We start from the raw sequence: 25,650 nt of genomic DNA, 5'->3' as shown, positions 1-25,650 counted from the left end.
AATTCATGTAAAGCAGGCCGATAGGCCGGATTCTGTGTAGTGGTTTCCCTTGCGGGACGCCCCTATGACAGCCATTCCTCTAGGCGCTGGATTACTCCAGCGCTCAAGCTTCCTACCCGCACGCTCCGCGAGCAACATCAACGCGTGCCTATTTGGAATTGCTCCAGGTGGAGGTTACCGCGTTTCACCGTAACTGAATACGCTCGTCTCTGTGGCCCTATTCCTCGCCTTATACCTTGCGGCTTTCAGCGGACGGCCGTTAACCGTCACCCCGCTCTGTGGAGTCCGGACCTTCCTCCCGCCCTCACCCGAAGGTGAAGACCAGCGACTGTCTGGCCTGCTTCACGGCATCATTGTAACCGATGCGGGCACGAACCGGCGCTGCCCTTTTTGCGAAACCACACACCCGGGGTCAGTCGTTTGCCCTGCTTCTTTTTGTGTAAGTTCGTGTCGCCATTTCAAAAGCCTTCCCCACCTCATCCACATAGAATGCCCGGATAGCAAACCAACAAGGATGACCGACACCATGACGCACCCTTCCCGCACCGGCGGCCAGATCCTGGTCGATGCGCTCCATACCCACGGCGTGGACACCGCCTTCGGCGTTCCCGGCGAAAGCTACCTCGACGTGCTGGACGCGCTGCACGATTCGGATATCCGCTTCGTGATCAACCGGCAGGAAGGCGGCGCGGCGTTCATGGCCGAGGCCTACGGCAAGATGACCGGCAAGCCGGGCATCTGTTTCGTTACCCGCGGCCCCGGCGCCACCAATGCCTCGATCGGGGTGCACACGGCCTTCCAGGACTCGACCCCGATGATCCTGTTCATCGGCCAGGTCGGCAGCGACTTCATCGACCGCGAAGCCTTCCAGGAAATCGACTACCGCCGCATGTTCGGCCAGATGGCCAAGTGGGTGACCCAGATCGACCGCGCCGACCGCATTCCGGAATACATCGCGCGCGCCTTCCAGGTGGCCACCAGCGGCCGCCCCGGCCCGGTGGTGCTGGCCCTGCCCGAAGACATGCTGGTCACGACGGCGGCAGTCGCCGATGCGCGCCCCTACCAGCCGGTGCAGGCGGCGCCCTCCTCGGCGCAGATCGCCCGGCTGCGCGCCATGCTGGCCGAAAGCCAGCGCCCGATCGTGCTGCTCGGCGGCGGCTCCTGGTCCGAGGGGGCCTGCGCCGACCTGCGCCGCTTCGCCGAAGCGAACGGACTGCCGGTGGGCTGCACCTTCCGCTTCCAGGACCTGCTCGACAACGAGCACCCGAACTACGTGGGCGACGTCGGCATCGGCATCAACCCCAAACTGGCGGCGCGCGTCAAGGACGCCGACCTGGTGATCGCCATCGGCCCGCGCCTGGGCGAGATGACCACCAGCGGCTATTCGCTGCTTTCGTCCCCGGTGCCGCGCCAGCGCCTGGTGCACTTCCATGCCGACCCGGAAGAGCTGGGCAGCGTCTACCAGGCCGAGCTCATGGTCGCCAGCGGCCCGGAACAGGCCTGCGCGATGCTGGCCGCGATGGCGCCGGTGGACGCGTCGGCCTGGGGCGGCACGATCGAGCAAGCCAGGGACGAGCTGGCCGCCTGGCAGGCGCAGCCGCCGATCTTCCGCGAGGGCGGCGCGCCGCTCGACCTGTGGCAGGTGGTGCAGGAGCTGATGCAGCAGGTGCCGCACGACACCATCATCACCAATGGCGCCGGCAACTACGCGACCTGGGCGCACCGCTTCTACCGCTACGGCGGCCGCCGCACCCAGCTGGCGCCGACCAACGGCGCCATGGGCTATGCGGTGCCGGCCGGCGTGGCGGCCAAGATCATCGATCCGCAGCGTACCGTGGTGACCTTTGCCGGCGACGGCGAATTCATGATGACGGGCCAGGAACTGGCGACCGCGGTGCAGTACGGCGCGGGCCTGGTGCTGCTGGTGTTCAACAACAACATGTTCGGCACGATCCGGATGCACCAGGAACGCGACTACCCGGGCCGCGTGTCGGGCACCAGTCTGCACAATCCGGATTTCGCGGCCCTGGCGCGCGCCTACGGCGGCCACGGCGAGGTGGTCGAGAAGACCGAGGAATTCGCGCCCGCCCTGCAGCGCGCGCTGGCGCATGCGAACGAACGCAAGCTGCCGGCCGTGATCGAGCTGCGCTACGACGGCAACCTGATCACGCCGAACGCGACGCTCGAGACGATTCGCAAGACAGCGGAGGCGGCCAAGGCGGCCCGCTGAGCGTCTGCCAGGCTTGAGACCCGTAGGGCGGCGGCTTGTGATCTGGTCCACTGGACCGGATCACTCCACGCGTTCACCCAGTTGATAAACAGCCGTCGCGTCTGCTCAACTGGAACGTGAACGCGCGGTCGGCAGAGCCGACCACCCTACTACTGGCCGAGTCCCAGCTCTGGCGGCAAGGGAATCGGCTTGTCGAAGAAACTGACCTGCTCCGGATTGGTCAGGAACAATGCGACGAGGGCGATGAACGCCCACACGATAATGTTGCGCATGTTCGCGGCGCTGCCATCGGTGGCATTGTCGCCATGGATGAGCCGCTTCAGGAAATTAGTGATTTTCACGGTGTGCCCCGTTGTATTTGTGGTTTTCTCTCCATGTTCAATTTAACGCAAGTCGCGCTCGTTTTCCAGATCCGCACTGTTGAGTAGCCAATCGGTTTCAACAACAACACAACAAAGAGTTCTTTCGCTGCATCTTCCAGCATCGATACCGGCCAGACAGGAGAGCGTCTTGCTGCTCTGGTAAAATATTCGCACCTTTTTTCATCGCCGGCGATCGCCGGCACCGTGCGCAGGATTCGCCCCCACATATGTTTAGTTTCTTCAAGAGAAAGAAGCCCGAGACCGAGGTCCCGGCGCCGAGCGAGCCCGCGTCTGCCCCCGCAGCTGCCGCAGCGCCGATGTTCGTGCCAGGTGCGCTGGACGCGCCGCTCAGCCGCGCTCCCGCGCCAACCGCCGCTCCCGCGCCGACTGCCGCGCCGACAGCCACTCCGACCGCTGCCCCCGCCTCTGCCCCTGCCTCTACCTCCGCTTCTGCGCCGGCCAGCGCGCCGGCGGCACCCGGGCTCGGCGAGTTGTTCCCGGAAACCGCGGAGCGTCCGACCACCGACGCCGAGAAGAAGCGCTCCTGGATGACGCGCCTGAAGGCCGGCCTGTCCAAGACCTCGAGCAACCTGTCCCTGCTGTTCGTCGGCGCGCGCATCGACGAAGACCTGTACGAGGAACTCGAATCGGCGCTGCTGATGTCCGATGCCGGCATGGACGCCACCCAGTTCCTGCTCGATTCGCTGCGCCGCCGGGTCAAGGAAGACAAGCTGCTCGATGCCAGCGCCGTGAAGGCGGCGCTGAAGGAGCTGATGATCGAGATGCTGCAGCCGCTGCAGAAGCCCCTGGAGCTGGGCCGCCACGAACCGCTGGTGATGATGATCGCGGGCGTGAACGGCGCCGGCAAGACCACCACCATCGGCAAGCTGGCCAAGCACATGCAGCGCTTCGAGCAGTCGGTGCTGCTGGCCGCCGGCGACACCTTCCGCGCCGCCGCGCGCGAGCAGCTGATGGTCTGGGGCCAGCGCAACAACGTGACCGTGATCTCCCAGCAGTCGGGCGATCCGGCCGCCGTCGCCTTCGATGCGGTCCAGTCGGGCAAGGCCAAGGGCGTCGACGTGGTCATGGTCGATACCGCCGGCCGCCTGCCGACCCAGCTGCACCTGATGGAAGAACTCAAGAAGATCAAGCGCGTCATCGGCAAGGGCATGGAGGGCGCCCCGCACGAGACGCTGCTGGTCATCGACGGCAACACCGGCCAGAACGCACTGGCCCAGGTCAAGGCCTTCGACGACGCGCTGCAGCTCACCGGCCTGGTGATCACCAAGCTGGACGGCACCGCCAAGGGCGGCGTGCTGGCCGCGATCGCGCGTACCCGGCCGGTGCCGGTGTACTTCATCGGCGTGGGCGAGAAACTCGACGACCTGCAGCCGTTCAACGCCGAAGAATTCGTCGAAGCCCTGCTCGGCTAAGCCTCGAATGAACAGAACCGCAGAACAGCAGAACAGGTATTCATGATCGAGTTCCAGTCCGTCTCCAAGCAATACTCCCCTGACAATTTTGCCCTGCGCGATGTCTCGCTGAACATCGGCAAGGGGGAGCTGGTCTACCTGGCCGGCCCCTCGGGCGCGGGCAAGTCGACCCTCATGAAAATGGTGGCCGCCGTCGAGCGGCCCACCAGCGGTGTCGTGACGGTCAACGGCCAGGACATCGGCCGCATCAAGAAGGCCGGCATTCCCTTCCTGCGCCGCAACCTGGGCCTGATCTTCCAGCAACAGCGCCTGCTCAACGACCGCAACATCCTCGCCAACGTGATGCTGCCCTTGCTGGTCACCGGCGCCCCCAGGGCGCAGGCCGAAGGACGCGCCCGCGCGGCCCTGGACAAGGTCGGCCTGGCCGAGCGCGCCAGGGCGATGCCGCTGGAACTGTCCGGCGGCGAACAGCAGCGGGTGGCGGTGGCGCGCGCCATCGTCAACCGGCCGCAGATCATCCTGGCCGACGAACCGACCGCCAACCTCGACCGCGTGGCGGCCGACCGGGTGCTCGACGCCCTGCGCGCCTTCCATGCCGTCGGCGTGACCTGCGTGATCTCGACCCACGACGAAGAGGTGCTGGACGGCGCGGCGCGCGTGATCCGCCTCGAGCAAGGCCAACTGGTGGAGGGCGGCGTATGAGCCCGTGGGTCCGCCAGCATCGCTTCGCCCTGCGCGCAGCGCTGTCCACCGTGCGCAAGGCGCCGGGCAGCTTCCTGTTCAACGTGCTCGTGGTCGCTTGCGCGCTGATGCTGCCTTTTGCCGGCATCACCCTGCTCGACAACGTGCGGCCGCTCTCGCAACAGCTCTCGGTCGACCCCGAGATCAGCGTCTTCATGCAACTCGAGGCCACGCGCGAGGACGCGACCGCACTGCGGCCGCGCATCCAGGCGATTGCCGCTACCGTCAGCAAGGCCGAGGTCGATTTCGTCCCGCGCGAGGATGCGCTGGCCTCGATGAAGGAAAAGAGCGGCCTGGGCGACGTGATCGACACGCTGGGCGACAACCCGCTGCCCGACAGCTTCAGGATGCGGCTCGACGGCCGCAATGCCGCCAGCCAGGTCGACGCCATCACCGCACAGCTGCGCGCGCTGCCCGGCGTCGATGTGGTGCAGGTCGATTCGGCCTGGGTCAAGCGCCTGGCCGCGATGCTGGCCATCCTGCGCCTGGCCCTGCTGCTGCTGGCGCTCACCCTCGGCACCGTGGTGATCGCGGTGGTCTTCAACACGGTCCGCCTGCAGGTCTTGACCCAGAAGGAAGAGATCGCGGTGTCCAAGCTGCTGGGTGCGACCGACAATTTCATCCACCGCCCCTTCTATTACACCGGCGCCCTGCTGGGCCTGTGCGCAGGTGTGGTGGCGCTCGGTGCGGTGATGCTGGCCTTGGGGCCGCTGAATGGCGCGATTGCCGATTTCGCCAGGCTGTATGCCTCGGAATTCCAGCTGGCGCCGCTCGGCGCGCTGGACATGGCCGGCGTGCTGGCGATCAGCGCGGGCCTCGGGCTGGTCGGCGCGATGCTGTCGGTGCAACGCCACCTGGCGCGCGTGCGCTAAGACATGCTGGATGCGCGGCCGGCTTTCCGGCTGTGCGTCCAGGCATGCGCAAGGGTATAGCCGCCCTCCCCTACGCGCAGACGGGTGCTATTCCTACAGGCTGTCCCTGACGAAGGTGCGCCATCCAACAGAAGGCCACTTCGGCGGCCTTTAACCTGTCTCTAACACGTTTTCCAGCCCTTTTTTGCTCACTTTTGAGCTGAATCAATCAAATCCCGACCGCCTGCCCTACAGTGGAAACGACGCGATTTTGATTCCTATAGGCAATACTTTAGCCAAACTTAATCAATTCCGATAAATCGATGCCCTGTCTGGCACTCCCCCACGTAGAGTGCTAATATATGTTTTGAAGACAGCGAAATCAAGATGAGCATCCGTAACAGGCAGTAACGCTGGTGTCGCGCGACATGGGTCCGTGACACACTGGATGCAGCAAGATCACTACGAGGAAATGAACATGTCCGCACAATCCGCATTGGTTCCGACCGGCAGTCGTGCTCTGGGACTGGGTTTCACCGGCAATCTCGGCAACATCGATGCCTATATCTCGGCCGTGAATCGCCTGCCGATGCTGACGCACGAAGAAGAAGTGTCGTTGGCCAGGTCGCTGCGGGAAAAGAACGATCTGGACGCCGCCCAGAAACTGGTGCTGTCGCACCTGCGCCTGGTGGTGTCGATCGCGCGCGGCTATCTCGGCTACGGCCTCCCCCACGCCGACCTGATTCAGGAAGGCAATATCGGCCTGATGAAGGCCGTCAAGCGCTTCGACCCGAACCAGGGCGTCCGTCTCGTCTCGTACGCGATGCACTGGATCAAGGCCGAGATGCACGAATACATCCTGAAGAACTGGCGCCTGGTGAAGGTCGCAACGACCAAGGCCCAGCGCAAACTGTTCTTCAACCTGCGCAGCAACAAGCAGGGCCTGGATACCATGTCGCCGACCCAGGTCGACGAACTGGCGAAGATGCTCGACGTCAAGCGAGAAGAAGTGATCGAGATGGAAACCCGCCTGACGGGCCGCGACATCGCCCTCGAATCGCCGACCGATGACGATGACGACAAGTTCGCTCCGATCGCCTACCTGTCGTCCGAGCAGCAGGAACCGACCCGCGTGCTGGAAGCCGAGCAGGTCGACCGCCTGCAGTCGGAAGGCCTGGAGACCGCCCTGTCGAAGCTGGACCCGCGTTCGCGCCGCATCGTCGAAGCGCGCTGGCTGGCCAACGACGACGGTTCGGGCGCCACGCTGCACACGCTGGCCGAAGAGTTCGGCGTATCGGCCGAGCGCATCCGCCAGATCGAATCGGCTGCGCTGAAGAAGATGAAGGGTGCGCTGGCGGCGTTCGTGTAAGCCTCATCCAGTCCCTGAAAAACCCGCTGCGGCGGGTTTTTTCATTGGTGCCCGTGTCTGCAAATGGACATCTTCGCCACGGGGTCGCGTTGGATGTTTCTGACTGACAGCGCAGTACAGCGCGCCGGCCTTGTCATGGAGAGGCAGTCGTCAACAAACGCCAAGCGTGCTTCGGGAATAATTTGTACCCCACCCACCCGGTCGAGCCGATCCAGACGAAGAGCGATGCCTGGATCGACACCATCGATGATCTACTGCGGCTTCCAGACGTATTGGATAGCAGTCCATGCCTCGACCGGCTTGCCCTTGACCAGTGGTGGATTGAAGCGGCATTTGGAGATTCCGGCAAGTGCGGCCTCGTCAAGTGCAGGGAAACCTGAAGAAGTCTGCACCAAGGAGCGCTTGATGATGCCGTCAGCGCCAATCAGGAAGCGTAGCGTCACCGTGCCCTGATGGTTCTGTTTTAACTCCTGCTCAGGATACTCGGGGCGCGAGCATGTTTCAGTCCTTATATTGCCAGGAGAACTGGCAGTCAGCTTGACCGCCCCTGCCGTTTCGCCGGCATGCGCACCGCTTGGCCCCATGAACAACAAGCCCACCGCAACCGACATACTCGCTTTTAAGACCTCGTTGAGACGTTTCAGCTCTGGCATGCATCCTCCTCGTAATCTCGCTATTCTTGTATGCTCGCGTCCGCTCTATGCCTGCGGCGGTCGTTCCGCTCAATATCGCACATTGCCAGAGCAGAAAAGTCGCAGACTGTAACGAAAGGCGGTTTTGCCGGCACGTACGGCACGTCCTGCCCGCCCCGGCTAGAATGATCGCTTTGATCAGATTCACAAGGAGCGCCCGATGACCGATCCCTACGTGCCGCCGAAAGTCTGGACCCCGCCCGCCGCCGCCGGCGGCACCTTCGCCAACATCAACCGCCCGGTCGCCGGCCCCACCCACGAGGCCGACCTTCCGGTCGGCAAGCACCCGCTGCAGCTGTACTCGCTGGCCACGCCGAACGGCGTGAAGGTGACCATCATGCTGGAAGAGCTGCTGGCCCTCGGTCACACGGGTGCGGAGTACGACGCCTGGCTCGTCAAGATCAACGAAGGCGCGCAGTTCTCGAGCGGTTTCGTCGACATCAACCCGAACTCGAAGATCCCGGCCCTGGTCGACCGCAGCGCAGTGGGGACGGATGCGGCGCCGGTGCGCGTGTTCGAATCGGGTTCGATCCTGGTCTACCTGGCCGAGAAGTTCGGCGCCTTCCTGCCGAAGGACGGCGTGGCGCGCACCGAGACCATGAACTGGCTGTTCTGGCAGATGGGCTCGGCGCCCTTCCTGGGCGGCGGCTTCGGCCACTTCTATGCCTACGCGCCGGAGAAACTGCAGTACCCGATCGACCGCTATGCGATGGAAACCAAGCGCCAGCTCGACGTGCTGGAGCGCCAGCTCGCACACAAGGAATTTGTCGCCGGCAGCGAATACTCCATTGCCGACATGGCCATCTGGCCCTGGTACGGCGGCATGGTGCGCGGCGAGCTGTACGAGGCCGGTGAATTCCTGTCGGTGCACGAGTACAAGCATGTGCGGCGCTGGGCCGACGCCATCGCGGCGCGCCCGGCCGTCATCCGCGGCCGCAAGGTCAACCGCGTGCGCGGCAATCCCGAAGAGCAAGTGCCCGAACGCCATGACGCCTCCGACCTCGACTGATGCCTGACAGCACCCGGCCTGATTTCCCATAAGTCGGACCGCGGCGGCTGCCGGACGGCCGCGCGTTTGCGTTATGCTGGCGCGCGAGCTTCCCACCCGACTGCCAACGATTGGAGACATGCCCATGGTCAGCAAGAACACGATTTGCCTCTGGTTCAACGGAACCGCACTGGAAGCGGCGCAGTTCTATGCCGCCACCTTCCCCGACAGTTCGGTCGGCCAGGTCTTCCGCGCGCCCAGTGACTTCCCCTCGGGCAAGCAGGGCGACGTGCTGACGGTGGAATTCACCGTGGCCGGCGTGCCCTGCATCGGCCTGAACGGTGGACCGGCCTTCCAGCACAGTCCAGCCTTCTCCTTCCAGATCGCCACCGACGACCAGGAACAAACCGACCGCCTGTGGAACGCCATCGTCGGCAACGGCGGCCAGGCGAGCGACTGCGGCTGGTGCCAGGACCGCTGGGGCCTGTCCTGGCAGATCACGCCGCGCGCGCTCACCGACGGCATGGCCGACCCCGACCCGGCGGTGGCCAAGCGCGTGTTCGAGGCGATGATGACGATGGGTAAGATCGACATCGCGACGATCGAGGCCGCCCGGCGCGGCTGAAGACCCCCTGTCCTACCGGACCCGGCAGCATGCGAGCGGTGCACTATACTGTCGCCCGGCGCCGGGAGCCCGGCGCCGGCATGCCATCCCATTCGACAACAGGAAGAAACACCCATGCAAGGTGAACCGATCTCGCGCAAGCTCCGCAACCTGGTCCGCTCGCTGCCGCCCACCGGCATCACGCTCAGCGAACTGATCCACCGGGTCGGCAACGACGGCCTGCTGATCCTGGCCGCCCTGCTCACCCTGGTGTTCCTGATTCCGGTGTCCATCCCCGGCGTGAGCACCGTGTTCGGCGCCGCCATCCTGCTGATCGGCCTGAGCCGCCTGTTCGGGCGCGAACTGTGGATTCCGGCCCGGATGAAGCACCGGACCATCGCCACCCGCAAGCTGCGTCCGGTACTGCGCAAGGCCCTGCCCTGGATGCACCGGATCGAACGCGTCAGCCGCCCCGACCGCATCCGCTGGATGGTGGCGCGCGGTCCGGTCCAGCACCTGAACAATGCCGCCCTGATCCTGGGCGCGGTGCTGCTGATGATGCCTTTCGGTCTGATTCCGTTCAGTAATACCTTCCCGGCCGTGGCGCTGCTGTTCCTGGCGATCGGCCTGCTGCAGCGCGACGGCGTCTGCGTCCTGCTGGGCCATATCAGCAATGCGGCGACGATCCTGTACTTTACGGTCCTGATCGCCGGCGGCGGCCTGGCGCTGCGCGAACTGGTCGGGCGCCTGGCCTGAATTTCCGCAATATCACCCATCCTTCGCTCGCATGGAGCAACACATGGGTGAGCAAAGCATGTCTCAGGCCGACAGGTGTTCGATCAGGATGGTGGTCCCGACCAGCACCAGCACCACGCCGCCGATACGCTCGGCATTGCGGCCCACGGCCGCGCCCAGGCGCCGGCCAAGCAGTACGCCGACCGTGACCATGATGGTGGTCGAGATGCCGATCGCCACCGCCGCATGCACGATCGAGACGTCGACGAAGGCCAGGCCGACCCCGACCGCCATCGCATCGATGCTGGTCGCCACCGCGGTCAGCACCAGCACCAGCCAGTTCTGCGAACCGGCCGCTGATTCGTCTTCCTCTTCCTGGTCCGCGCCGAAGGACAGCCAGATCATGCGCCCGCCCAGGCCCAGCAGCAGGACGAAGGCGATCCAGTGGTCCCATTCGCGGATCGCATCGGCGGCCAGCGAACCCAGGGCCCAGCCGATCAGCGGCGTGATGGTCTCGATGCAGCCGAACAGCAGGCCGATGCGCAGGGCTTGCGGCAGGCCGGGTTTGCGCAGGGCGGCGCCTTTTGCGATCGCCGCGGCGAAGGCGTCGGTCGACATCGCGAGGGCAAGGAAAATGAGAGCGGTGAAGGTCATGCGGGATTCCGGTCGGGCTGGGTTTGGGCAGAGCGCAACGGCGCATCCGCACGCCCGACTTGGCGCGGATGGGCCGATGGTCTCGCCAACCTGATCTGCCGATCATGGGCGCCCGCGCCACGGCCGTTCTGGCCGAGTGTGTTGACACGGGCACTTCCGCATTGCGCGGAAGCAGGCTACTCCCCATAGGGTGAACGCATTCTAGAAGGAAACTCTTATCGATGCAAGCCGCAGCCGCTGCAGTCGCCTCGGTCAAGGCCTTGGCCGTTCACGCCGGCGACAGCATGTAACCGGCCCCGCGCACGGTCTTGATCAGCGACTTGGCGCGCCCCAGCGCCTTGCGCAGGCGCAGCACGTGGACGTCCACGGTGCGCTGGTCGAGGCTGTCGTGCGCCTCCCACAGCTGCTCGAGCAGCTGGGCGCGCGTAAACACCTGGCCCGGGTGGCACAGCAGGAAGCGCAGCAGCCGGTATTCGACGTGGCGCACCTCGACCTTGTGGCTGCCGACGCGGACGCTGCAGCTGAGCGGGTCCAGCACCAGGCGGCCGGAGCGCAGCAGGCGCTCGTCCGGCGCTTCTTCCGGCGGCGGCTGGGGAATGAATCCGGGGGCCGGCGGCAACCTGCGTTCGCCGTCGCCGCACTCGGCCGCCAGCAGGATCACCGGCCCGCCGCGCAGGCGCGCCAGCAGGCGCATGCCGCCTTCCTGGCGCAGCATCGATGCCTGCAGCAGCAGTGCGGGGCGCTCGCGCCCGATGAAATCCCAGGCCTGCGCCAGGCTCGGCACGCTGTGCCAGATCCACTGGTCTTCGTGCAGCGAAAACTTGAGCAGCTCGGCAATGGCCGGCTTGTCGTCGACCACCAGGACGATGGTGTTGGCCGTGTTCATGGTTGACCTGTAGGCTGGGCGGGGGAAACAGTCCAGTGGACTGTTTCCCCCGCCCACGCGTTCAAACGGTATCGGAACAGGTGGGCGGTTCATCCAAGCGGGAGCCGCCCATCCCGGGGATCAGTAAACCGCCTTGCCCGATGCATCCTTCAGATTGGCCTTCCAGTTGGCCTGCACCAGCTTGACCACCGAGGCCGGCATCGGCACGTAGTCCAGCTCGGCGGCAGCCGGGGCGCCGTTCTTGAAGGCCCAGTCGAAGAACTTCAGCACTTCCTGGCCTTTGGCTGCGTCCGCCTGGGTCTTGTGCATCAGGATGTACGAGACGCCGGTGATCGGCCAGCTCTGCTTGCCGGCCTGGTCGGTCAGCACCACGCCGAAGCCCGGGGCCTTGGTCCACTCGGCGCCTGCTGCCGCGGCCTTGAAGGCCTCGTCGTCCGGCTGCAGGAAGTTGCCGTCCTTGTTCTTCAGCTGGGTGTGCGCCAGCTTGTTCTTCTTGGCGTAGGCCCACTCGACGTAGCCGATCGCGCCCTTGATGCGCTGCACGTTGGCGGCCACGCCTTCGTTGCCCTTGCCGCCCACGCCGACCGCCCACTTCACGCTGGTGCCGGCGCCGACCTTGTCCTTCCAGTCGGGGCTGGTCTTCGACAGGTAGTCGGTGAACAGGAACGAGGTACCCGAGCTGTCGGCGCGGTGCACCACGGTGATGTCGGCGTCCGGCAGCTTCACGCCCGGATTCAGGGCGGCGATCGCCGGCGCGTTCCACTTGGCGATCTTGCCCAGGTAGATGTCGGCCAGGACCGGACCGGTCAGCTTCAGCTGGCCCGGCTGGAGGCCCTCGACGTTGACCACGGCGACCACGCCGCCCATGATGGCCGGGAATTGCATCAGGCCGGCTTCGTCCAGGTCGTCGGCTTTCAGCGGCATGTCCGAGGCGCCGAAATCGACGGTCCTGGCCTTGATCTGCTTGATGCCGGCGCCCGAACCCACCGACTGGTAGTTGAGGCCGTTGCCGGTGGCTGCCTTGTACGACTCGGCCCACTTGGCATAGATCGGGTACGGGAAGGTCGCGCCGGCGCCGGTCATGTCGGCGGCATGGGCGGCCGACATCGCGAGCACGGCAGTGGTGGCGGCAACGGCGAGGATCTTCTTGAACATGGGCTTCTTATTCCTATTCCAGATTGATGGGTTGTGTTTTGGACCACGCGGCAAAGTCTAGTCCGCGAATGTGACGGCAATGTGACGGTTCCTGGCCGATCTCGATCAGGGCGCGACGGCGGCGCGCACCGCGTGCGCGACCGTGAGACGGCAGCTTTGCTATGATGGAGATTCCAAAAAATCAACCCGATGGACATCGCATGCACTCCCTGCTCCGTGTCTTCACCCTCGGCTGCGCCGGCGTCGCGCTGGCCACCCTCGTCGGCGGCTGCGCCACCCAGGACCGCCTGCCCGAAGCGCGCTACACCATGACCGAAGGCCAGGTGCTGCCGCTGGCCGAGCGTCTGAGCGTCACCTACGAAGGCGCCCAGGACAGCCGCTGCCCGGACAATGCGCGCTGCATCTGGCCCGGACACCTGGCCTACCGCTTCACGATGCGCATCGGCAGCGTGGCCCAGGCCTTTTATCTGGTGAAGGGGCAGCCGGGCTACATGTCGCCGGCGCTGCGCGGCTCGCGCATCGAACTCGACCACCTGACGCCGCTGCCGCCGCGCGGCATGGCGGCAGGCGGGGCACATGCGGCGCCGGTGTCGTATCCGGTGACCTTCAACATCTACGCGCAATAGGCACCCATTCAAGCGCCCATTCAAGCGCCCGTCCAGCGCCCGTCCCGGAAGGAACGCATGAAAACGACCCTGCTCGCCTGCGGGCTGACCCTGTCCATCGTCCTGCACGCGCCGCTGGCGCTCGCGAAGACCCCGGTGGCCACCGGCACCGGCGGCGCGGTCGCCACCATCAGCGAACAGGCGTCGCAATCGGCCATCCATATCCTCGACCAGGGCGGCAACGCCATCGACGCGGCGGTGGCCGCCGCGGCAACGCTGGGCGTGACCGATCCGTTCAGCTGCGGCATCGGCGGCGGCGGCTTCATGGTGATCTACCTGGCCAAGGACAAGCGCGTCATCACCATCGACCACCGCGAGACCGCGCCCGCCAGTTTTACCCCCGCCGCTTTTCTCGAGAACGGCAAGCCGGTCGACTTCGAAGGGGCGGTGGCGAGCGGCGCCTCGGTCGGGGTGCCCGGCACCGTGCGCGGCTGGCACGAGGCGCTGGAGCGCTACGGCAGCATGCGCTTCAAGCAGGTGCTGGCGCCGGCGATCGCCGTGGCCGACAAGGGCTATCGGGTGACTGAAATATTCAGTCATTTAACGGCAAAAAATGAAAGAAAATTTCAGCTATACGCGCCGACCAGTGCGCTCTACCTGCACAAGGGCAAGGCCTTGCAGCCAGGCACGTTGATCCGCAACCCGGACATGGCCAAGGCCTACCGCGAAATCGCACAAGGCGGCGTCAAGGCCTTTTATGAAGGGCCGATCGCGCGCGCCATCGTCGATGCCGTCAACCAGCCACCCTTCGCCCCCGGCAAGCGCGCGCGCGCCGGGCGCATGAGCATGGCCGACCTGGCCAACTACGAGGCGCGCATCCGCCAGCCGCTGCGCACCACCTACCGCGGCTACGAGATCTATGGCATGCCGCTGCCCAGCAGCGGCGGCGCGACCGTCGCCGAGGCGCTCAACATCCTCGAAGGCTACGACCTGAAGCAAATGCCGCGCGCCCGCGCCGAGCACCTGTACATCGAAGCCAGCCGCCTGGCCTTCGCCGACCGCAACGCCTACCTGGCCGATCCCGAATACATCGACGCGCCGGTGGCCGGCCTGCTGTCGAAGGGCTATGCCGCCCAGCGCAGGAAAGCCATCACGCCGGCGGCCGCCCGCAAGGCTGCCGCCGGCGACCCCTATGGCTACCAGAACGACCAGAGCGTGCCGCTGCGCCCGCAATCGGCACGCCTGCAGCTCGAGAACGCCCACACCACCCACCTGACCGTCTCGGACAAGGAGGGCAACGTGGTGTCGTATACCTTCACCATCGAATCCTGGGGCGGCAGCGGCATCGTGGTGCCGGGCTACGGCTTCCTGCTGAACAACGAGCTGACCGACTTCGACTTCAGCGGCCCGCACCCGAACGTGCCCGAAGCCGGCAAGCGCCCGCGCTCGAGCATGGCGCCGACCATCGCGCTCAGGAACGGCAAGCCGGCCTTCACCATCGGCAGCCCGGGCGGCTCCACCATCATCACGACGGTGCTGCAGACCATCGTCAACTACGTCGACCTCGGCATGCCGATGGACCAGGCCGTCGATGCGCCGCGCATCTCCGAGCGCAACGGCGACGCCAGCGCGATCGAACCGGGCTTCGCCGGCAGCGACCAGGCGCGCGCGCTGGAGCGCTTTGGCCACCGCTGGGAAGCGGGGCCCGAAGAGATCGGCGCCGCGAACGCGCTGGTGTTCAACCCGGACGGCACCGTGACCGCCGTCAGCGAAGGCAGGCGCCACGGCGTCGGCACGGCACTGGTGCAGCGTCGCGGCCACTGAACCGGAACGCCGTCGCTGCGGCTTCGCTGTTGGGCAAGTGTTACATGTTCAAAATCTTTCGTGGTTGAAATACAAGTTCTCGTAGGAATGATCTTACAATGGGATAACATACGGTAATCAGTACTGCCGCCTATCGTTATGCCCACGCCCTACGTCGTGCCAGCCCTGCCCATCCGCCGCAGCGCCACCTCCCTGGTTCTTGCGCTCGCCCTCATCGCGGCAATGAGCGTCTTTTTCGTCCGCGAAGTGGTCGAACTGCGCCAGGCGATGGTCCTGCTCCGGCAAAACGACACGGCCTGCATCCAGCTCCGCAATGTCATGACGCACCTGCTGAATGCCGAAACCGGCCAGCGCGGCTACCTGCTGACCGGTGAACCTGGCTACCTCGAGCCCTACCTGGTCGGGCGCAACGGGGCCCCGGCCAGCCTGCTGCAGGCCGAGCAGTCGGGCTACGGGGACCAGCGCTTCCTGGCCACTATCCGCAATCTCGCCCACATCGCCGACAGCAAGCTGGACGAACTCGATCGGACGGTGCAGATGAAAAAGCGCGGCGACGGCGCCGCTGCCGCGAACATCGTGCGCGAAGGCTTCGGCCAGCAGAAGATGCGCGAAGCGCGCCGGCTCATCCAGGAAGAGGTGGAACGCCTGCGCGTGCTGCGCGAGGGGATCATGCAGGGCTTCAACGACCGCCTGCTGCGCAGCGCCGCGATCCTGGCGCTGATGCTCTCGACCGTGGTCGCAATGGCGGTCCACGCGTGGCGCTCGCTGTGCGCCGCCGCCCGCCGCAACAACGAACTGGCCAGGCGCCTGGCGCTGGAAGCCTCGCACGATGCCCTCACCGGCCTGCCCAACCGACGCTTCTTCGAGCGCTGCGCGCGCCGCCTGGTCGCCCGCAGCCGGCGCAGCGGCAAGCCGTTCACCCTGCTTGCCCTCGACCTGGACCGTTTCAAGGAGGTCAACGACGCCCACGGGCATGCGCTCGGCGACGAAGTGCTCAGGGAAGCGGGCCGCCGCTTCCAGGCAGTGCTGCGCGGCGGCGAACTGCTGGCGCGCCTGGGCGGCGACGAATTCGTGGTCCTGGTGGAAGGCGAGTTCTCGCGCCACGACATTGCCGGCATCGGCCTGCGCCTCATCGATTGCCTGCATCCGCCGCTGCACCCGACGCTGGCGGAGATCAGCGTCGGGACCAGCATCGGGGTCGCGAGCTTCCCGCGCAACGGCGCCGACCTGGAAGGCCTGATGCAGGCCGCCGACGACGCGCTCTATGCCGCCAAGCACGGCGGCCGCGGCAGGCTGTGCTTCGCGCACATCGAGCTGACGCCGCCCGATCCGCAGGCCGGCAGCCTCGGCCAGCCTGCACCGTGCATCACCCCCACCGCGGGATAATGCCGTTCAGTTAGCGGGGGCGGACGCCTGATCGGCGTCCTGTACAACACCGGCTGGCGCCCTGCCGCAAGAGGCGAACGCGGTGCGCTGAGCCGGGCCTGGCCTCCCTCAGTCGATCCGCCCTGCCGGGAAGGCGCAGGGCGAGCGGCGCATCGTGCGCAGGCCGCGCACGACGGCGTAGATGGTGTAGCCGATGCTCAACAGCGCCGCTACCGGCAGGACCGGGAGGTCAGCGAGACCCTTCAGCGCCGCGCCGAGGACCAGGCCCTCGACGGTCGGCACCAGCAGCAGTATCACGGCGGCGGAGGCGGCGCTGCCAGCGCCGCCGGCATGGTTGCGCAGCGGCGTGGCCACGATCGGCAGCACCATGCAGGACAGGCAGGCCAGGCGCAGCAGCGCCTGCGCGCCTGCCCCGCCGAGCGCCGCCAGCAGCAGGGCGGCGCCGGCAGCCAGCCCCCAGACCGTCAGGGTTTTCAGCAGCAGGGAGCGGCCGAGCACGAGGTTGAAGGCCGCTGCCGAAGCGGGCATCGCGGGCGCCAGGCGTACCAGGGACTGCTCGGCGGCGAGGCCGCTGGACAACTGGCCGAGCCGCACGCAGTAGACCAGCGGCACCAGCAGCAGCATGCAGGCGAACAGCCAGCCGAAATCGGACACCAGACGGAAATCGCGACGCCAGGCCGTGACGAAGACCAGTGCCAGCACGACAGCCGTCATGAAGCCCTGCAAGACCATCACCTCGCCCAGGTGGTGCGCGGGCCCGAGTGCATGCACCAACAGGCGCCGGCCGTCGCGCCGGGCGCTGTCGCGGCGCAAGGAAGCGGCATACCAGCCGCGGGCTTCCTTGCCGGCCAGTTGTTCGACCAGCGGATCGGCCTTGCCGGCCGCGGTGACCCAGCGTGCACGGCGCGCCAGCATCGCCCAGTGGCGCTCGCCCGCTTGCGGGAACATGGCGCACACTGCCAGGTAGATGATCACGGCGTAGATGGGCAGCGACAGCACGACCGCCAGCGGATGAGACAGCAGGTCGGTCAGCGCGGCCGGCACCTGGCTCACGAACAGCGTGCTGAAAGTCGCCGTCATGACGATCGCGCTGCCCGCGCGGTGGCCTGCCACGCCCAGGCCGGTTCCTGCCATGAACACCACGATCCACAACAGCCACGCGCCCAGTCCGCTCGTACCGCTGAAGGGCGCGCTGGCGATGCCGGCAATGCCGACGTAGCACACGAGGCAGGACAGTTCGATCAGGCGGCGGCGCAGGTGCGGCACCAGCTTGGCATTGGCCGGTGCAGCCAGCTTCACCGCGCCCGGCAGGAAGCGCCAGGCCCAGGTCAGCAACAGGAAGCCGGAGGCTGCGCACCAGAACCAGGCCAAGGCTGCGCGCGGGCCTTCGACATAGGCCATGGCCACGCCAACCAGGAGCACCAGGGTCGAGGTCCCCCAGCGGGTGATGGCCGACATGCGCGGATCCGTGTTCGTCACCGCGGCGCGCCACAGCATCCGGTAATCGCGCAGGCGCGCACTGATGAGCCTACCTATTGGCGCACGCATTGGCGTACTCATTTGCCTACTCATCCGGTCACCTCGATGAACAAGTCTTCCAGGCTGAGCGGCTCGGCGCGGCGGCCGTCCACCGTGTCGCGCGCGCCTTCCAGCAGCGCGTCGAGCTGGCCCTGCAGCGCGATGCGGCCGTCCTTCAGGAAGGCCACGTCCAGCGCCACCCGTTCCAGGTCGGTCAGGATGTGGGTCGAGAACACTACCGTGGTGCCGCGCTCGATCACGCCGTCGACCAGCTCCGACAGAAAGGCCCGGCGCCCGGCCGGGTCCAGCGCCGATACCGGTTCGTCCAGCACCAGCAGTTCCGGGTCGTGCGCCAGCGCGCGGATGATCGACAGGCGCTGCTGCTGCCCGCCCGACAGGCGCCCGATCGGCTTGCCGAGCTCGATCGGGCCGAAACCCCAGCGCTCCAGCAGCGCGGCGACCTTGACCGGGTTCCAGCGCGGGTACATGGCCTTGAAATAGTCCAGCATCTGCACCGGCGTCATCCACTCGAACAGACCGGGCTTTTGCGGCACGTAGCCGATCCGGGCACGGGTGGTATCGGACAGCGCCGCCACGTCTTCGCCGAACAGCCTGGCGCTGCCGGCATCGAGCTCGCGCAGGCCGAGCAGGCATTCCATGAGCGTCGACTTGCCGGCACCGTTGCGGCCCAGCAGGCCAATGACCTGGCCCTGCCCGACTTCCCAATCGAGGCCGTTCAGGACGATGGCGCTGCCGAAATGCTTGGCCACGCCGCGCAACTGGATGAGGGGTGCTGTCACGATGCTTCCTTCAGGAGTTGGGTGAAAAGGGAAAGGACGGTGTCGGGGTCGAGTTCGAGCTCGCGCGCCTCGCGCGCGGCGCGCGCCAATGTCGGGCGCAGCAGCGCCGTGCGCTCGGCCTGGCTGCGCGCGCTGCGTGGGCGCTCGGCCACCAGCATCCCGAGTCCGCGCCGGCGCGCCAGCAGCCCTTCGGCTTCGAGCAGGCTGTAGGCCTTGGACACGGTCATGGGGTTCACGGCGAGCGCCTGGGCCACTTCGCGCACCGAGGGCAGCTCGTCGCCCGCCGCCATCTGGCCGCCGGCGACCAGCCGCCGCACCTGCTCGACGAGCTGGCGGTAGATCGGTTCGGTCGCGCCGGGCGTGATCGAGAACAGCTGGGGTGACTGGACGGCCATGGCAGTGTATATGTGTGTATTAATTGAGTAATACAGTATCCCCGGCCAGCCGTTCCTGTCAAGCGGCCTGCGCAAGAATATGCCGCGGCGGTATGTCCCACTGCAAACAAAAACTATGACATCATGCGCACGCCGATGGCCCCGCGCTGTGCGGCAGCGCCGCGCCCGGCGCCTCAGCGTCACGACAAGAAACCAGCCATGTCCTCCTCCGCAGAAACGGCCCCGGCCGGCACCGCCCCCTACGTCCCTTCCGAGGTCCGCTTCCGGGAACTGTTCGAACAGGCGCCGGCCAGCCTCCAGCTCCTCGATCCGGAAGGCTACACGCTGCGGGTGAACCGGGCCTGGGAGGCGCTCTGGCACATCCACGAAGGCAGCGAGCTGAAACGCTACGTGATGAGCCGCGACTACAATGTGCTGCGCGATCCCCAGCTGGTCGCCACCGGCGTCGCCGCCTTCCTCGCACGGGCCATGGCCGGCGAGTCGGTCGAAATACCCGCCATCCACTACGACACCGCCGCCATCGGGACCACCGGCCGGGCGCGCTGGGTCACGGCGCGCGCCCATCCGATCAAGGACGGCGCGGGCAAGGTGGTCGAAGTCATGCTGATGCACGAGGACATCACCGAACGCGTGGAAGCGGAAACCGCGCTGCGCGAACGCGAGGAGCGCTTCCGGACCCTGGCGATGGCGACCTCGCAGATCGTCTGGACCAGCGCCGCCGATGGGCAGATCCGGGAAGATTCGCCCTCGTGGCGCGCCTTTACCGGACAAGGCTATGAGGAATGGTGCGGCTACGGCTGGCTCGACGCGGTCCACCCCGAGGATCGCGAGCGCGCGCGCCAGGTCTGGAGCACCTCGATCGCCACCCATGCCGCCTACGAGACCGAATACCGGCTGCGCCGCGCGGACGGCAGCTACCGCTGGACCGCCGTCAAGGGCATTCCGATCCTGGATGCGAACGGCGCCGTGCGCGAATGGGTCGGCGCCAACCGCGACATCCACGACAGCGTGACGCAACGCGAAGGACTCGCACGACGGCTCGACAGCGAGCAGCGCCAGTCCGCCCTGCTGGCCAGCGTGGCCAGCGCCGCGCGCACCCTGCACACCGCCTTGTCCAGCGAGGACATCGCCGCGGCGCTGGCGCAGGAAGTGCGCGCGATCCTCGGCACGGTCGAGGTGGACGTGGCGCTGGACGCCGACGCCGACGCCGACGCCGGCATATCCGCGGCCGACCGGGCAGCGCTGCCCGGCAGCCTGGCCGTCCCGCTGCTCGACCGCAAGGGCCGCCGGATCGGCTGCCTGCGGGTGGCGGGCAAGGCCGGCGGCTTCGACGCCCAGGACGAGTCGATCCTGGCGCAACTGGCGGCGATCGCCGCCACCGGCTTCGCCAACGCCCGGCTGTACCGCTCGCTGCGCGAGCAGGACCGGCGCAAGGACGAATTCCTCGCCATGCTGGCGCACGAACTGCGCAACCCGCTGGCGCCGATCGCGGCCGCCGCCCAGGTGCTCCGGATCGCGGCCAGCCCCGAACGCATCCGCCTGTCGAGCGAGGTGATCGCGCGCCAGGTGCGGCACATGACCTCGCTGGTGAACGACCTGCTCGACGTGTCGCGCGTGACGCGCGGGCTGATCAAGCTGGACAAGGCCCTGGTCGGGATCGGGCCGGTGCTCGCCAGCGCCGTCGAGCAGTCGCGGCCCCTGGTCGCCGCGCGCGGGCACACCCTGGCGGTGGAGGTGGCGCCCGACCTGGCCGAGGCGCGGGTCGACGGCGACAGCACGCGCCTGGTGCAGGTCATCGCCAACCTGCTCAACAACGCCGCCAAGTACACCCCGCAGGGCGGCGCCATCGCGCTGTCGGCCAGCCGCGACGGCGCCCGCGTGCGCCTGTGCGTGGCGGACGACGGCATCGGCATCGAGGCCAGCCTGCTGCCCCAGGTGTTCGACCTGTTCACCCAGGCCGAGCGTACCCCGGACCGCTCGCAGGGCGGCCTGGGAATCGGGCTGGCGCTGGTGCGCACCATGGTGACGCTGCACGGCGGCGAGGTGCGGGCCCACAGCGAGGGCCCGGGCCGGGGCAGCAGCTTCACCGTCTGGCTGCCGCTGGCCTGAGCACCCTACAAAAGAAACGAGCCGGGCAAGCCCGGCTCTTCGTCGCATCGCGTGATGCTTACAGGTGCGGCGTGATCAGCGGCATCAGGTCGTCGAAGGTACGGCCCGAGCCGTTTTCGCCGATCGCATGCATCTTCCACTCGCCGTTGTGGCGGTACAGCTTGGCCATGATCTGGGCCGTGTGCGAACCCTGTACCGACAGGTTGAAGCGCGCCACTTCCTGGTTGTTGCTGCCATTGACCAGGCGGCAGTAGGCGTTTTCCACGGTCGAGAAGTTCTGGCCCGTGAAGCTGTTCACGGTGAATACCAGCGCCTTCACGTTGGCCGGCACGCGCGACAGGTCGACCTGGATCTGCTCGTCGTCGCCGTCGCCGGCGCCGGTGCGGTTGTCACCGGTGTGGGTGATGCTGCCGTCCTTGCTCTTGAGCTGGCGGAACCAGACCACGTCAACCGAGCGGTTCGCTTCGTCGAACATCACCACCGATGCATCCAGGTCGACCGGCTGGCCGGCGCCGCCGCCGAAGCCGAAGAAACCCTTCGACTTGGCCACGTCCCAGCCCAGGCCCATCGTCACGCGGCTCAGCGCGCCGCCGGCTTCCTTGTCCAGCGAGATCTTCTGGCCCTTCGTCAGATTTACTGCCATGTCATTCCTCCATTATTTTTGAACGATCAGCGCGCCGGGGTTTGCATCCAGGCTTTGAATGCCATCCGGTTGCGCGAACATACATAGACCTTCCCTTTGCCCGAGAAGCGCAACACCATGCCCTCGCCGCTGGTCTGGCTGTTGATCAGGTTGCCCAGGAAGCCACCGCTCTGGCCGGTCGTGATCGAGATCTCGTAGCGCAGCCCGCTGTCCCAGCACACCACGTGCGAGTTGTCGATGATCGCGTCCTTGCCCGGCTCGACCTCCAGCACCGACATCGAGCCGAAGCCCGACACCACCACCTGGCCGCTGCCCGTCGTCTCGGTGACGAAGAAGCCGCCGCTCTGCGCGAACAGGGCGTTGCCGATGCTCTGGGTGCGGACCTTCAGGTCGACCCCGGAGGTGGCGGCGACAAAGGCGCCGTCGCTGATGATGTAGTGGTTGGGACCGCAGTCGATGACCTGCATCGCGCCCGGCAGGGTCGGCGACAGCAGGCAGTCGCCGTCGCCGCGGGTCGCCTCGATATGCTGCTGGAAGAAGGACTCGCCGTTGGCGAAGGTACGCATCAGCGCGCTGCCGAGGCCGCCCTTCATCTTGCCCTTCAGGTCGAGCGTCGATTCCATCATCACCATCGCATCCGATTCGCAATAGATGGTCTCGCCGCGCCGCATCGAGACGTGCAGGAAGGGATCGACATCCCCGGTCACGGTAAATACTGGCATTTGGACTTCCTTTCCCTTTATTGATGCGGCCCGCGGGTCGCGGACCGCAGGGCTATTGGTTAAACGTTGACGCCGTAGTTCTTGGCGAGGGGCCCGAGGCCGCCGGCGAAGCCCTGGCCGATGGCGCGGAACTTCCAGTCGGCGCCGTTACGATACACCTCGCCGAAGATCATCGCCGCTTCGGTGGAGCTGTCTTCCGACAGGTCGTAGCGGGCGATCTCGCCGTTGTTGGCCGCGTTGACGCAGCGGATGAAGGCCTTGCCGACCATGCCGAAGTTCTGGCGGCGCGCTTCCGCGTCGTGGATGGTCACGGCCAGCACCACCTTGTCGATGTCGGCCGGCACCTTGGACAGGTCGATCGACACGCTTTCGTCGTCGCCCTCGCCTTCGCCGGTGAGGTTGTCGCCCGAGTGGACCACCGAGCCGTCGGCCGACTTCAGGTTGTTGTAGAAGATGAAATCGGCATCGGAACGCACCTTGCCTTGCGAATTCAGCAGGAACACCGCGCCGTCGAGGTCGAACGCTGCGCCGTCCGTGGCGCGGGTGTCCCAACCGAGGCCGACCTTCAGATTGGTCAGGCCAGGAGCTTCTTTCGACAGGTTGACGTTGCCGCCTTTTTGCAGACTGATTGCCATGATTGTGACTCTCCTAAAAAGTACTGCTTGAACACCGGGGGTATGAGCACAGCGAGCTGGTGTTCTGCCACTCGCCGTGCGGTTCGTTACATGCGCACGCCCTTTGTCGTAGGGTGGTCGGCTTGCCCGACCGCGCGTCCAACAAGATCATGCCTTACCACAGCGCATCCGTGAGTCGAACGCGCGGTCGGCGGAGCCGACCACCCTGCGCGACACCTTATGCAGGCAATGCCGCGTGCTTCTTCTTGTACTGCAGCGAGCTCCACAGCGAGGCGCCGATGAAGGCCACGCCGGCCAGGCCGGTGATCAGCTCGGGCACGTGGTACTTCATGCTGACCAGCATGATCACGGCCAGGATACCGATCGCGTAGTGCGCGCCGTGCTCCAGGTAGACGTACTCGTCGAGCGTGCCCTGGCGCACAAGGTAGACCGTCATCGAACGCACGAACATCGCACCGATCGCCAGGCCCAGCATGATGATCACGACGTCCTGGGTGATCGCGAAGGCGCCGATCACGCCGTCGAAGCTGAACGAGGCATCCAGCACTTCGAGGTACAGGAAACCGCCGATACCGCCGCGCTTGACCATGTCGCCCACGTTGCTGCTCTCGTCCGACTCGCTCTTTTCGAGCAGACTGCTGATCATGTCCACGCCGATATAGACCAGGATGCCCCACAGGCCCGCCATCAGCACGACCATCTTCTGCGCTTCCGCAACCCAGCCCATCGAGAACATCAGCGCGCCCAGGGCGACCAGCACCGAGATCGAGGACACCTTGCCGAGCGAGCCGAGCTTGCGCTCGATGTTGCCCAGCCAGTGCACTTCCTTCTCGTCATCCAGCAGGAAGTTCAGGAACACCAGCAGCAGGAACATGCCGCCGAAGGCCGCCACTTCCGCATGGTGCTCGGTCAGGTGGCCGGAGAATTCCTTCGGATTGCTCAGCGCCAGGTTCCAGACCTCGGTAATGCCCAGGTCGGCCGCCACGGCGACGATCACCAGCGGGAACACCAGGCGCATGCCGAACACGGCGATGATCATGCCCAGGCCCAGGAACAGCTTGAGCCAGAATTCGTTCCAGTTCTTCAGCACCGAGGCATTCACCACCGCGTTGTCGAAGGACAGCGAAACTTCCATCACCGACAAGATGGCCGTCACGCCGAGCGCCGTAATCATGCCGGCGATGCCGCCATGGTCGTAACCCCACCAGCCTGCCAGCGCAAGGCAGACGGCGGTCACGACGAATGACCATGTAAAGTGCTTCATGTTTTTCGTTCCCCTTATTTGTTGAGTAATCGTTTGTGGTGTTGAGGTGTTTGATCGACAGACGCAGTATGGGGCTTGCGCCCGCCTTGAAAAAGCGAAGATAATCGAAGAGTTACTTCATAAAAACAGAAGAAATGAACCACAGCCCCCCGAATTTTCGTCACCTGTACTATTTTTGGGTGGTCGCCAAGGAAGGCAGCATCACGCGCGCCGCCGAGCGCCTGGGCCTGGCCATCCAGACCGTCAGTACCCAGCTCACGCAGCTGGAGCTGTCCTTGGGCAAGGCCTTGTTTACCCAGCAGGGACGGAGACTGACTTTAACCGAGGCCGGGCGCCTTGCCTTGTCTTATGCCGACCAGATCTTCCTTCTGGGAGAGCAGATGCAGGAGGCGCTGGCCGAGTCCGACAGCGCGCGCACCCGCCTGACGGTCGGCATTTCCGACTCCTTGCCCAAGCTGACCGCCTACCGGCTGCTCGAGATCGCGACCCAGCTGCCGCGCCCGGTGCGGCTGGTCTGCTACGAGGGCGAATTCGACGAGCTGCTGGCCGACCTGGCCCTGCACAAGCTCGACGTGGTGCTGACCGACCGCGCGGTACGGTCGGGCACGACCTTGCGGGTGTTCAGTCACCTGCTGAGCGACAGCGAGACCATCGTGGTCGGCGCGCCCGGGCTGGTGAAGGATTGGGGCGCGGACTTCCCGCGCTCGCTGAACGGCGCGCCCTTCCTGCTGCCGACCCGCAATAATGCCCTGCGCGGCAAGATCGACGAATGGTTCGAGCTGCAGGGCGTGCGTCCCGACGTGGTCGGCGAGTTCGAGGACAATGCCCTGCTCAACACCTTCGGCCGGCGCGGCCTGGGGCTGTTCTTCGCGCCGGCGGCCCTGGTCCACGACCTCGAGGAGCAGTTCAACGCGCTGCTGCTGGGGCGCGTGCCGCAGGTGCGCGAGCACTTCTATGCCGTCTCGAACGAGCGCAAGATCCAGCATCCGGCTGTCGAAGCCATCCTGTCGGCGGTCCATCACGGCGTGCTAACCGGTACTTGAGCGGTA

The 25,650-nt window shown here is 66.2% G+C and carries 25 protein-coding genes and 1 other RNA gene; 13 read left to right on the top strand and 13 right to left on the bottom strand.

The window, feature by feature from the left end; translation table 11 throughout:
- Positions 1-5: 5 nt before the first annotated feature.
- An RNA gene (gene rnpB / locus IM543_05795) (RNase P RNA component class A) lies at positions 6-344 on the bottom strand.
- A gap of 182 nt (positions 345-526) precedes the next feature.
- Between rnpB and IM543_05790 the strand changes: the two genes are divergently transcribed.
- Positions 527-2,230, top strand: a complete 1,704-nt coding sequence (locus tag IM543_05790) for a thiamine pyrophosphate-binding protein (protein ID QOY95376.1) — start codon at positions 527-529, stop codon at positions 2,228-2,230.
- Between the two features lie 149 nt (positions 2,231-2,379).
- Here IM543_05790 and IM543_05785 read toward each other — a convergent pair whose 3' ends face one another.
- Positions 2,380-2,571, bottom strand: a complete 192-nt coding sequence (locus IM543_05785; GenBank protein ID QOY95375.1) for a hypothetical protein — start codon at positions 2,569-2,571, stop codon at positions 2,380-2,382.
- Positions 2,572-2,819: 248 nt separating this feature from the next.
- Between IM543_05785 and ftsY the strand changes: the two genes are divergently transcribed.
- From ftsY to rpoH, 4 genes are all read left to right on the top strand, one after another.
- On the top strand, positions 2,820-4,025 hold the full coding sequence (ftsY, locus tag IM543_05780) for a signal recognition particle-docking protein FtsY (protein ID QOY95374.1): 1,206 nt from the start codon (positions 2,820-2,822) through the stop codon (positions 4,023-4,025).
- Positions 4,026-4,067: 42 nt separating this feature from the next.
- Positions 4,068-4,727 carry an ATP-binding cassette domain-containing protein gene (locus tag IM543_05775; GenBank protein ID QOY95373.1) on the top strand — a complete coding sequence of 220 codons (660 nt, stop codon included), beginning with the start codon at positions 4,068-4,070 and terminating at the stop codon, positions 4,725-4,727.
- Positions 4,724-5,638 (top strand): ABC transporter permease, encoded by a 915-nt coding sequence (locus tag IM543_05770; protein ID QOY95372.1) that lies wholly within the window; start codon positions 4,724-4,726, stop codon positions 5,636-5,638. The genes IM543_05775 and IM543_05770 overlap by 4 nt, the downstream gene beginning before the upstream one ends.
- Positions 5,639-6,095: 457 nt before the next feature.
- The gene (rpoH, locus tag IM543_05765; GenBank protein ID QOY95371.1) at positions 6,096-6,986 is read left to right on the top strand and encodes an RNA polymerase sigma factor RpoH; all 891 of its coding nucleotides are present in this window, start codon (positions 6,096-6,098) and stop codon (positions 6,984-6,986) included.
- 251 nt (positions 6,987-7,237) lie between these two features.
- On the opposite strand, the gene IM543_05760 is transcribed toward rpoH, so the two are convergent.
- The gene (locus IM543_05760; protein QOY95370.1) at positions 7,238-7,639 is read right to left on the bottom strand and encodes an energy transducer TonB; all 402 of its coding nucleotides are present in this window, start codon (positions 7,637-7,639) and stop codon (positions 7,238-7,240) included.
- A 199-nt stretch (positions 7,640-7,838) separates the two neighbouring features.
- Between IM543_05760 and yghU the strand changes: the two genes are divergently transcribed.
- The 3 genes from yghU (at position 7,839) to IM543_05745 (ending at position 10,026) form a co-directional block, all read left to right on the top strand.
- Positions 7,839-8,687: a glutathione-dependent disulfide-bond oxidoreductase gene (gene yghU / locus IM543_05755; GenBank protein ID QOY95369.1), complete on the top strand. Its 849-nt coding sequence runs from the start codon at positions 7,839-7,841 to the stop codon at positions 8,685-8,687.
- A gap of 124 nt (positions 8,688-8,811) precedes the next feature.
- Positions 8,812-9,291, top strand: coding sequence for a VOC family protein (locus IM543_05750; protein ID QOY95368.1), 480 nt, complete (start codon positions 8,812-8,814; stop codon positions 9,289-9,291).
- Between the two features lie 114 nt (positions 9,292-9,405).
- Positions 9,406-10,026, top strand: a complete 621-nt coding sequence (locus IM543_05745) for an exopolysaccharide biosynthesis protein (GenBank protein QOY95367.1) — start codon at positions 9,406-9,408, stop codon at positions 10,024-10,026.
- Positions 10,027-10,089: 63 nt separating this feature from the next.
- On the opposite strand, the gene IM543_05740 is transcribed toward IM543_05745, so the two are convergent.
- The 3 genes from IM543_05740 to pstS all read right to left on the bottom strand — a co-directional run bounded on the left by IM543_05740 (position 10,090) and on the right by pstS (position 12,700).
- Positions 10,090-10,659 (bottom strand): manganese efflux pump, encoded by a 570-nt coding sequence (locus IM543_05740; GenBank protein QOY95366.1) that lies wholly within the window; start codon positions 10,657-10,659, stop codon positions 10,090-10,092.
- Between the two features lie 268 nt (positions 10,660-10,927).
- Positions 10,928-11,545, bottom strand: coding sequence for a response regulator transcription factor (locus IM543_05735; protein QOY95365.1), 618 nt, complete (start codon positions 11,543-11,545; stop codon positions 10,928-10,930).
- 120 nt (positions 11,546-11,665) lie between these two features.
- The gene (pstS, locus tag IM543_05730; GenBank protein ID QOY95364.1) at positions 11,666-12,700 is read right to left on the bottom strand and encodes a phosphate ABC transporter substrate-binding protein PstS; all 1,035 of its coding nucleotides are present in this window, start codon (positions 12,698-12,700) and stop codon (positions 11,666-11,668) included.
- A 161-nt stretch (positions 12,701-12,861) separates the two neighbouring features.
- On the opposite strand from pstS, the gene IM543_05725 reads away from it, so the two are divergent.
- From IM543_05725 to IM543_05715, 3 genes are all read left to right on the top strand, one after another.
- Complete coding sequence (locus IM543_05725; GenBank protein QOY95363.1) at positions 12,862-13,326, top strand: hypothetical protein; 465 nt, start codon at positions 12,862-12,864, stop codon at positions 13,324-13,326.
- 57 nt (positions 13,327-13,383) lie between these two features.
- Positions 13,384-15,129, top strand: coding sequence for a gamma-glutamyltransferase (gene ggt, locus IM543_05720; GenBank protein ID QOY95362.1), 1,746 nt, complete (start codon positions 13,384-13,386; stop codon positions 15,127-15,129).
- A 156-nt stretch (positions 15,130-15,285) separates the two neighbouring features.
- Complete coding sequence (locus IM543_05715; protein QOY95361.1) at positions 15,286-16,515, top strand: diguanylate cyclase; 1,230 nt, start codon at positions 15,286-15,288, stop codon at positions 16,513-16,515.
- 108 nt (positions 16,516-16,623) lie between these two features.
- Here IM543_05715 and IM543_05710 read toward each other — a convergent pair whose 3' ends face one another.
- The 3 genes from IM543_05710 to IM543_05700 are packed head-to-tail and all read right to left on the bottom strand — an operon-like array spanning position 16,624 to position 19,228.
- Complete coding sequence (locus tag IM543_05710; GenBank protein ID QOY95360.1) at positions 16,624-18,075, bottom strand: hypothetical protein; 1,452 nt, start codon at positions 18,073-18,075, stop codon at positions 16,624-16,626.
- A gap of 8 nt (positions 18,076-18,083) precedes the next feature.
- The gene (locus IM543_05705) at positions 18,084-18,833 is read right to left on the bottom strand and encodes an ABC transporter ATP-binding protein (GenBank protein QOY95359.1); all 750 of its coding nucleotides are present in this window, start codon (positions 18,831-18,833) and stop codon (positions 18,084-18,086) included.
- Entirely contained in the window at positions 18,830-19,228 is a 399-nt protein-coding gene (locus IM543_05700) for a GntR family transcriptional regulator (GenBank protein ID QOY95358.1), read from the bottom strand. Before IM543_05700 ends, IM543_05705 begins: the two co-directional genes overlap by 4 nt.
- 198 nt (positions 19,229-19,426) lie before the next feature.
- Between IM543_05700 and IM543_05695 the strand changes: the two genes are divergently transcribed.
- On the top strand, positions 19,427-21,337 hold the full coding sequence (locus tag IM543_05695; protein QOY95357.1) for a PAS domain S-box protein: 1,911 nt from the start codon (positions 19,427-19,429) through the stop codon (positions 21,335-21,337).
- A gap of 58 nt (positions 21,338-21,395) precedes the next feature.
- Here the strand turns inward: IM543_05695 and IM543_05690 are convergent, their stop codons facing one another.
- From IM543_05690 to IM543_05675, 4 genes are all read right to left on the bottom strand, one after another.
- Entirely contained in the window at positions 21,396-21,980 is a 585-nt protein-coding gene (locus IM543_05690; GenBank protein ID QOY95356.1) for a TerD family protein, read from the bottom strand.
- Between the two features lie 26 nt (positions 21,981-22,006).
- Positions 22,007-22,702, bottom strand: coding sequence for a TIGR00266 family protein (locus IM543_05685; GenBank protein QOY95355.1), 696 nt, complete (start codon positions 22,700-22,702; stop codon positions 22,007-22,009).
- Between the two features lie 59 nt (positions 22,703-22,761).
- Positions 22,762-23,337: a TerD family protein gene (locus IM543_05680; GenBank protein ID QOY95354.1), complete on the bottom strand. Its 576-nt coding sequence runs from the start codon at positions 23,335-23,337 to the stop codon at positions 22,762-22,764.
- 217 nt (positions 23,338-23,554) lie between these two features.
- On the bottom strand, positions 23,555-24,601 hold the full coding sequence (locus tag IM543_05675; GenBank protein ID QOY95353.1) for a DUF475 domain-containing protein: 1,047 nt from the start codon (positions 24,599-24,601) through the stop codon (positions 23,555-23,557).
- A gap of 134 nt (positions 24,602-24,735) precedes the next feature.
- On the opposite strand from IM543_05675, the gene nhaR reads away from it, so the two are divergent.
- Positions 24,736-25,644, top strand: coding sequence for a transcriptional activator NhaR (nhaR, locus tag IM543_05670; protein QOY95352.1), 909 nt, complete (start codon positions 24,736-24,738; stop codon positions 25,642-25,644).
- The last annotated feature ends 6 nt before the right edge of the window (positions 25,645-25,650 follow it).

The organism is Massilia sp. UMI-21, from assembly GCA_015277795.1.
GTDB lineage: Bacteria > Pseudomonadota > Gammaproteobacteria > Burkholderiales > Burkholderiaceae_D > Telluria.
The sequence above is the reverse complement of the archived record's forward strand: the minus strand, read 5'-3'. Positions and strand labels throughout refer to the sequence as shown.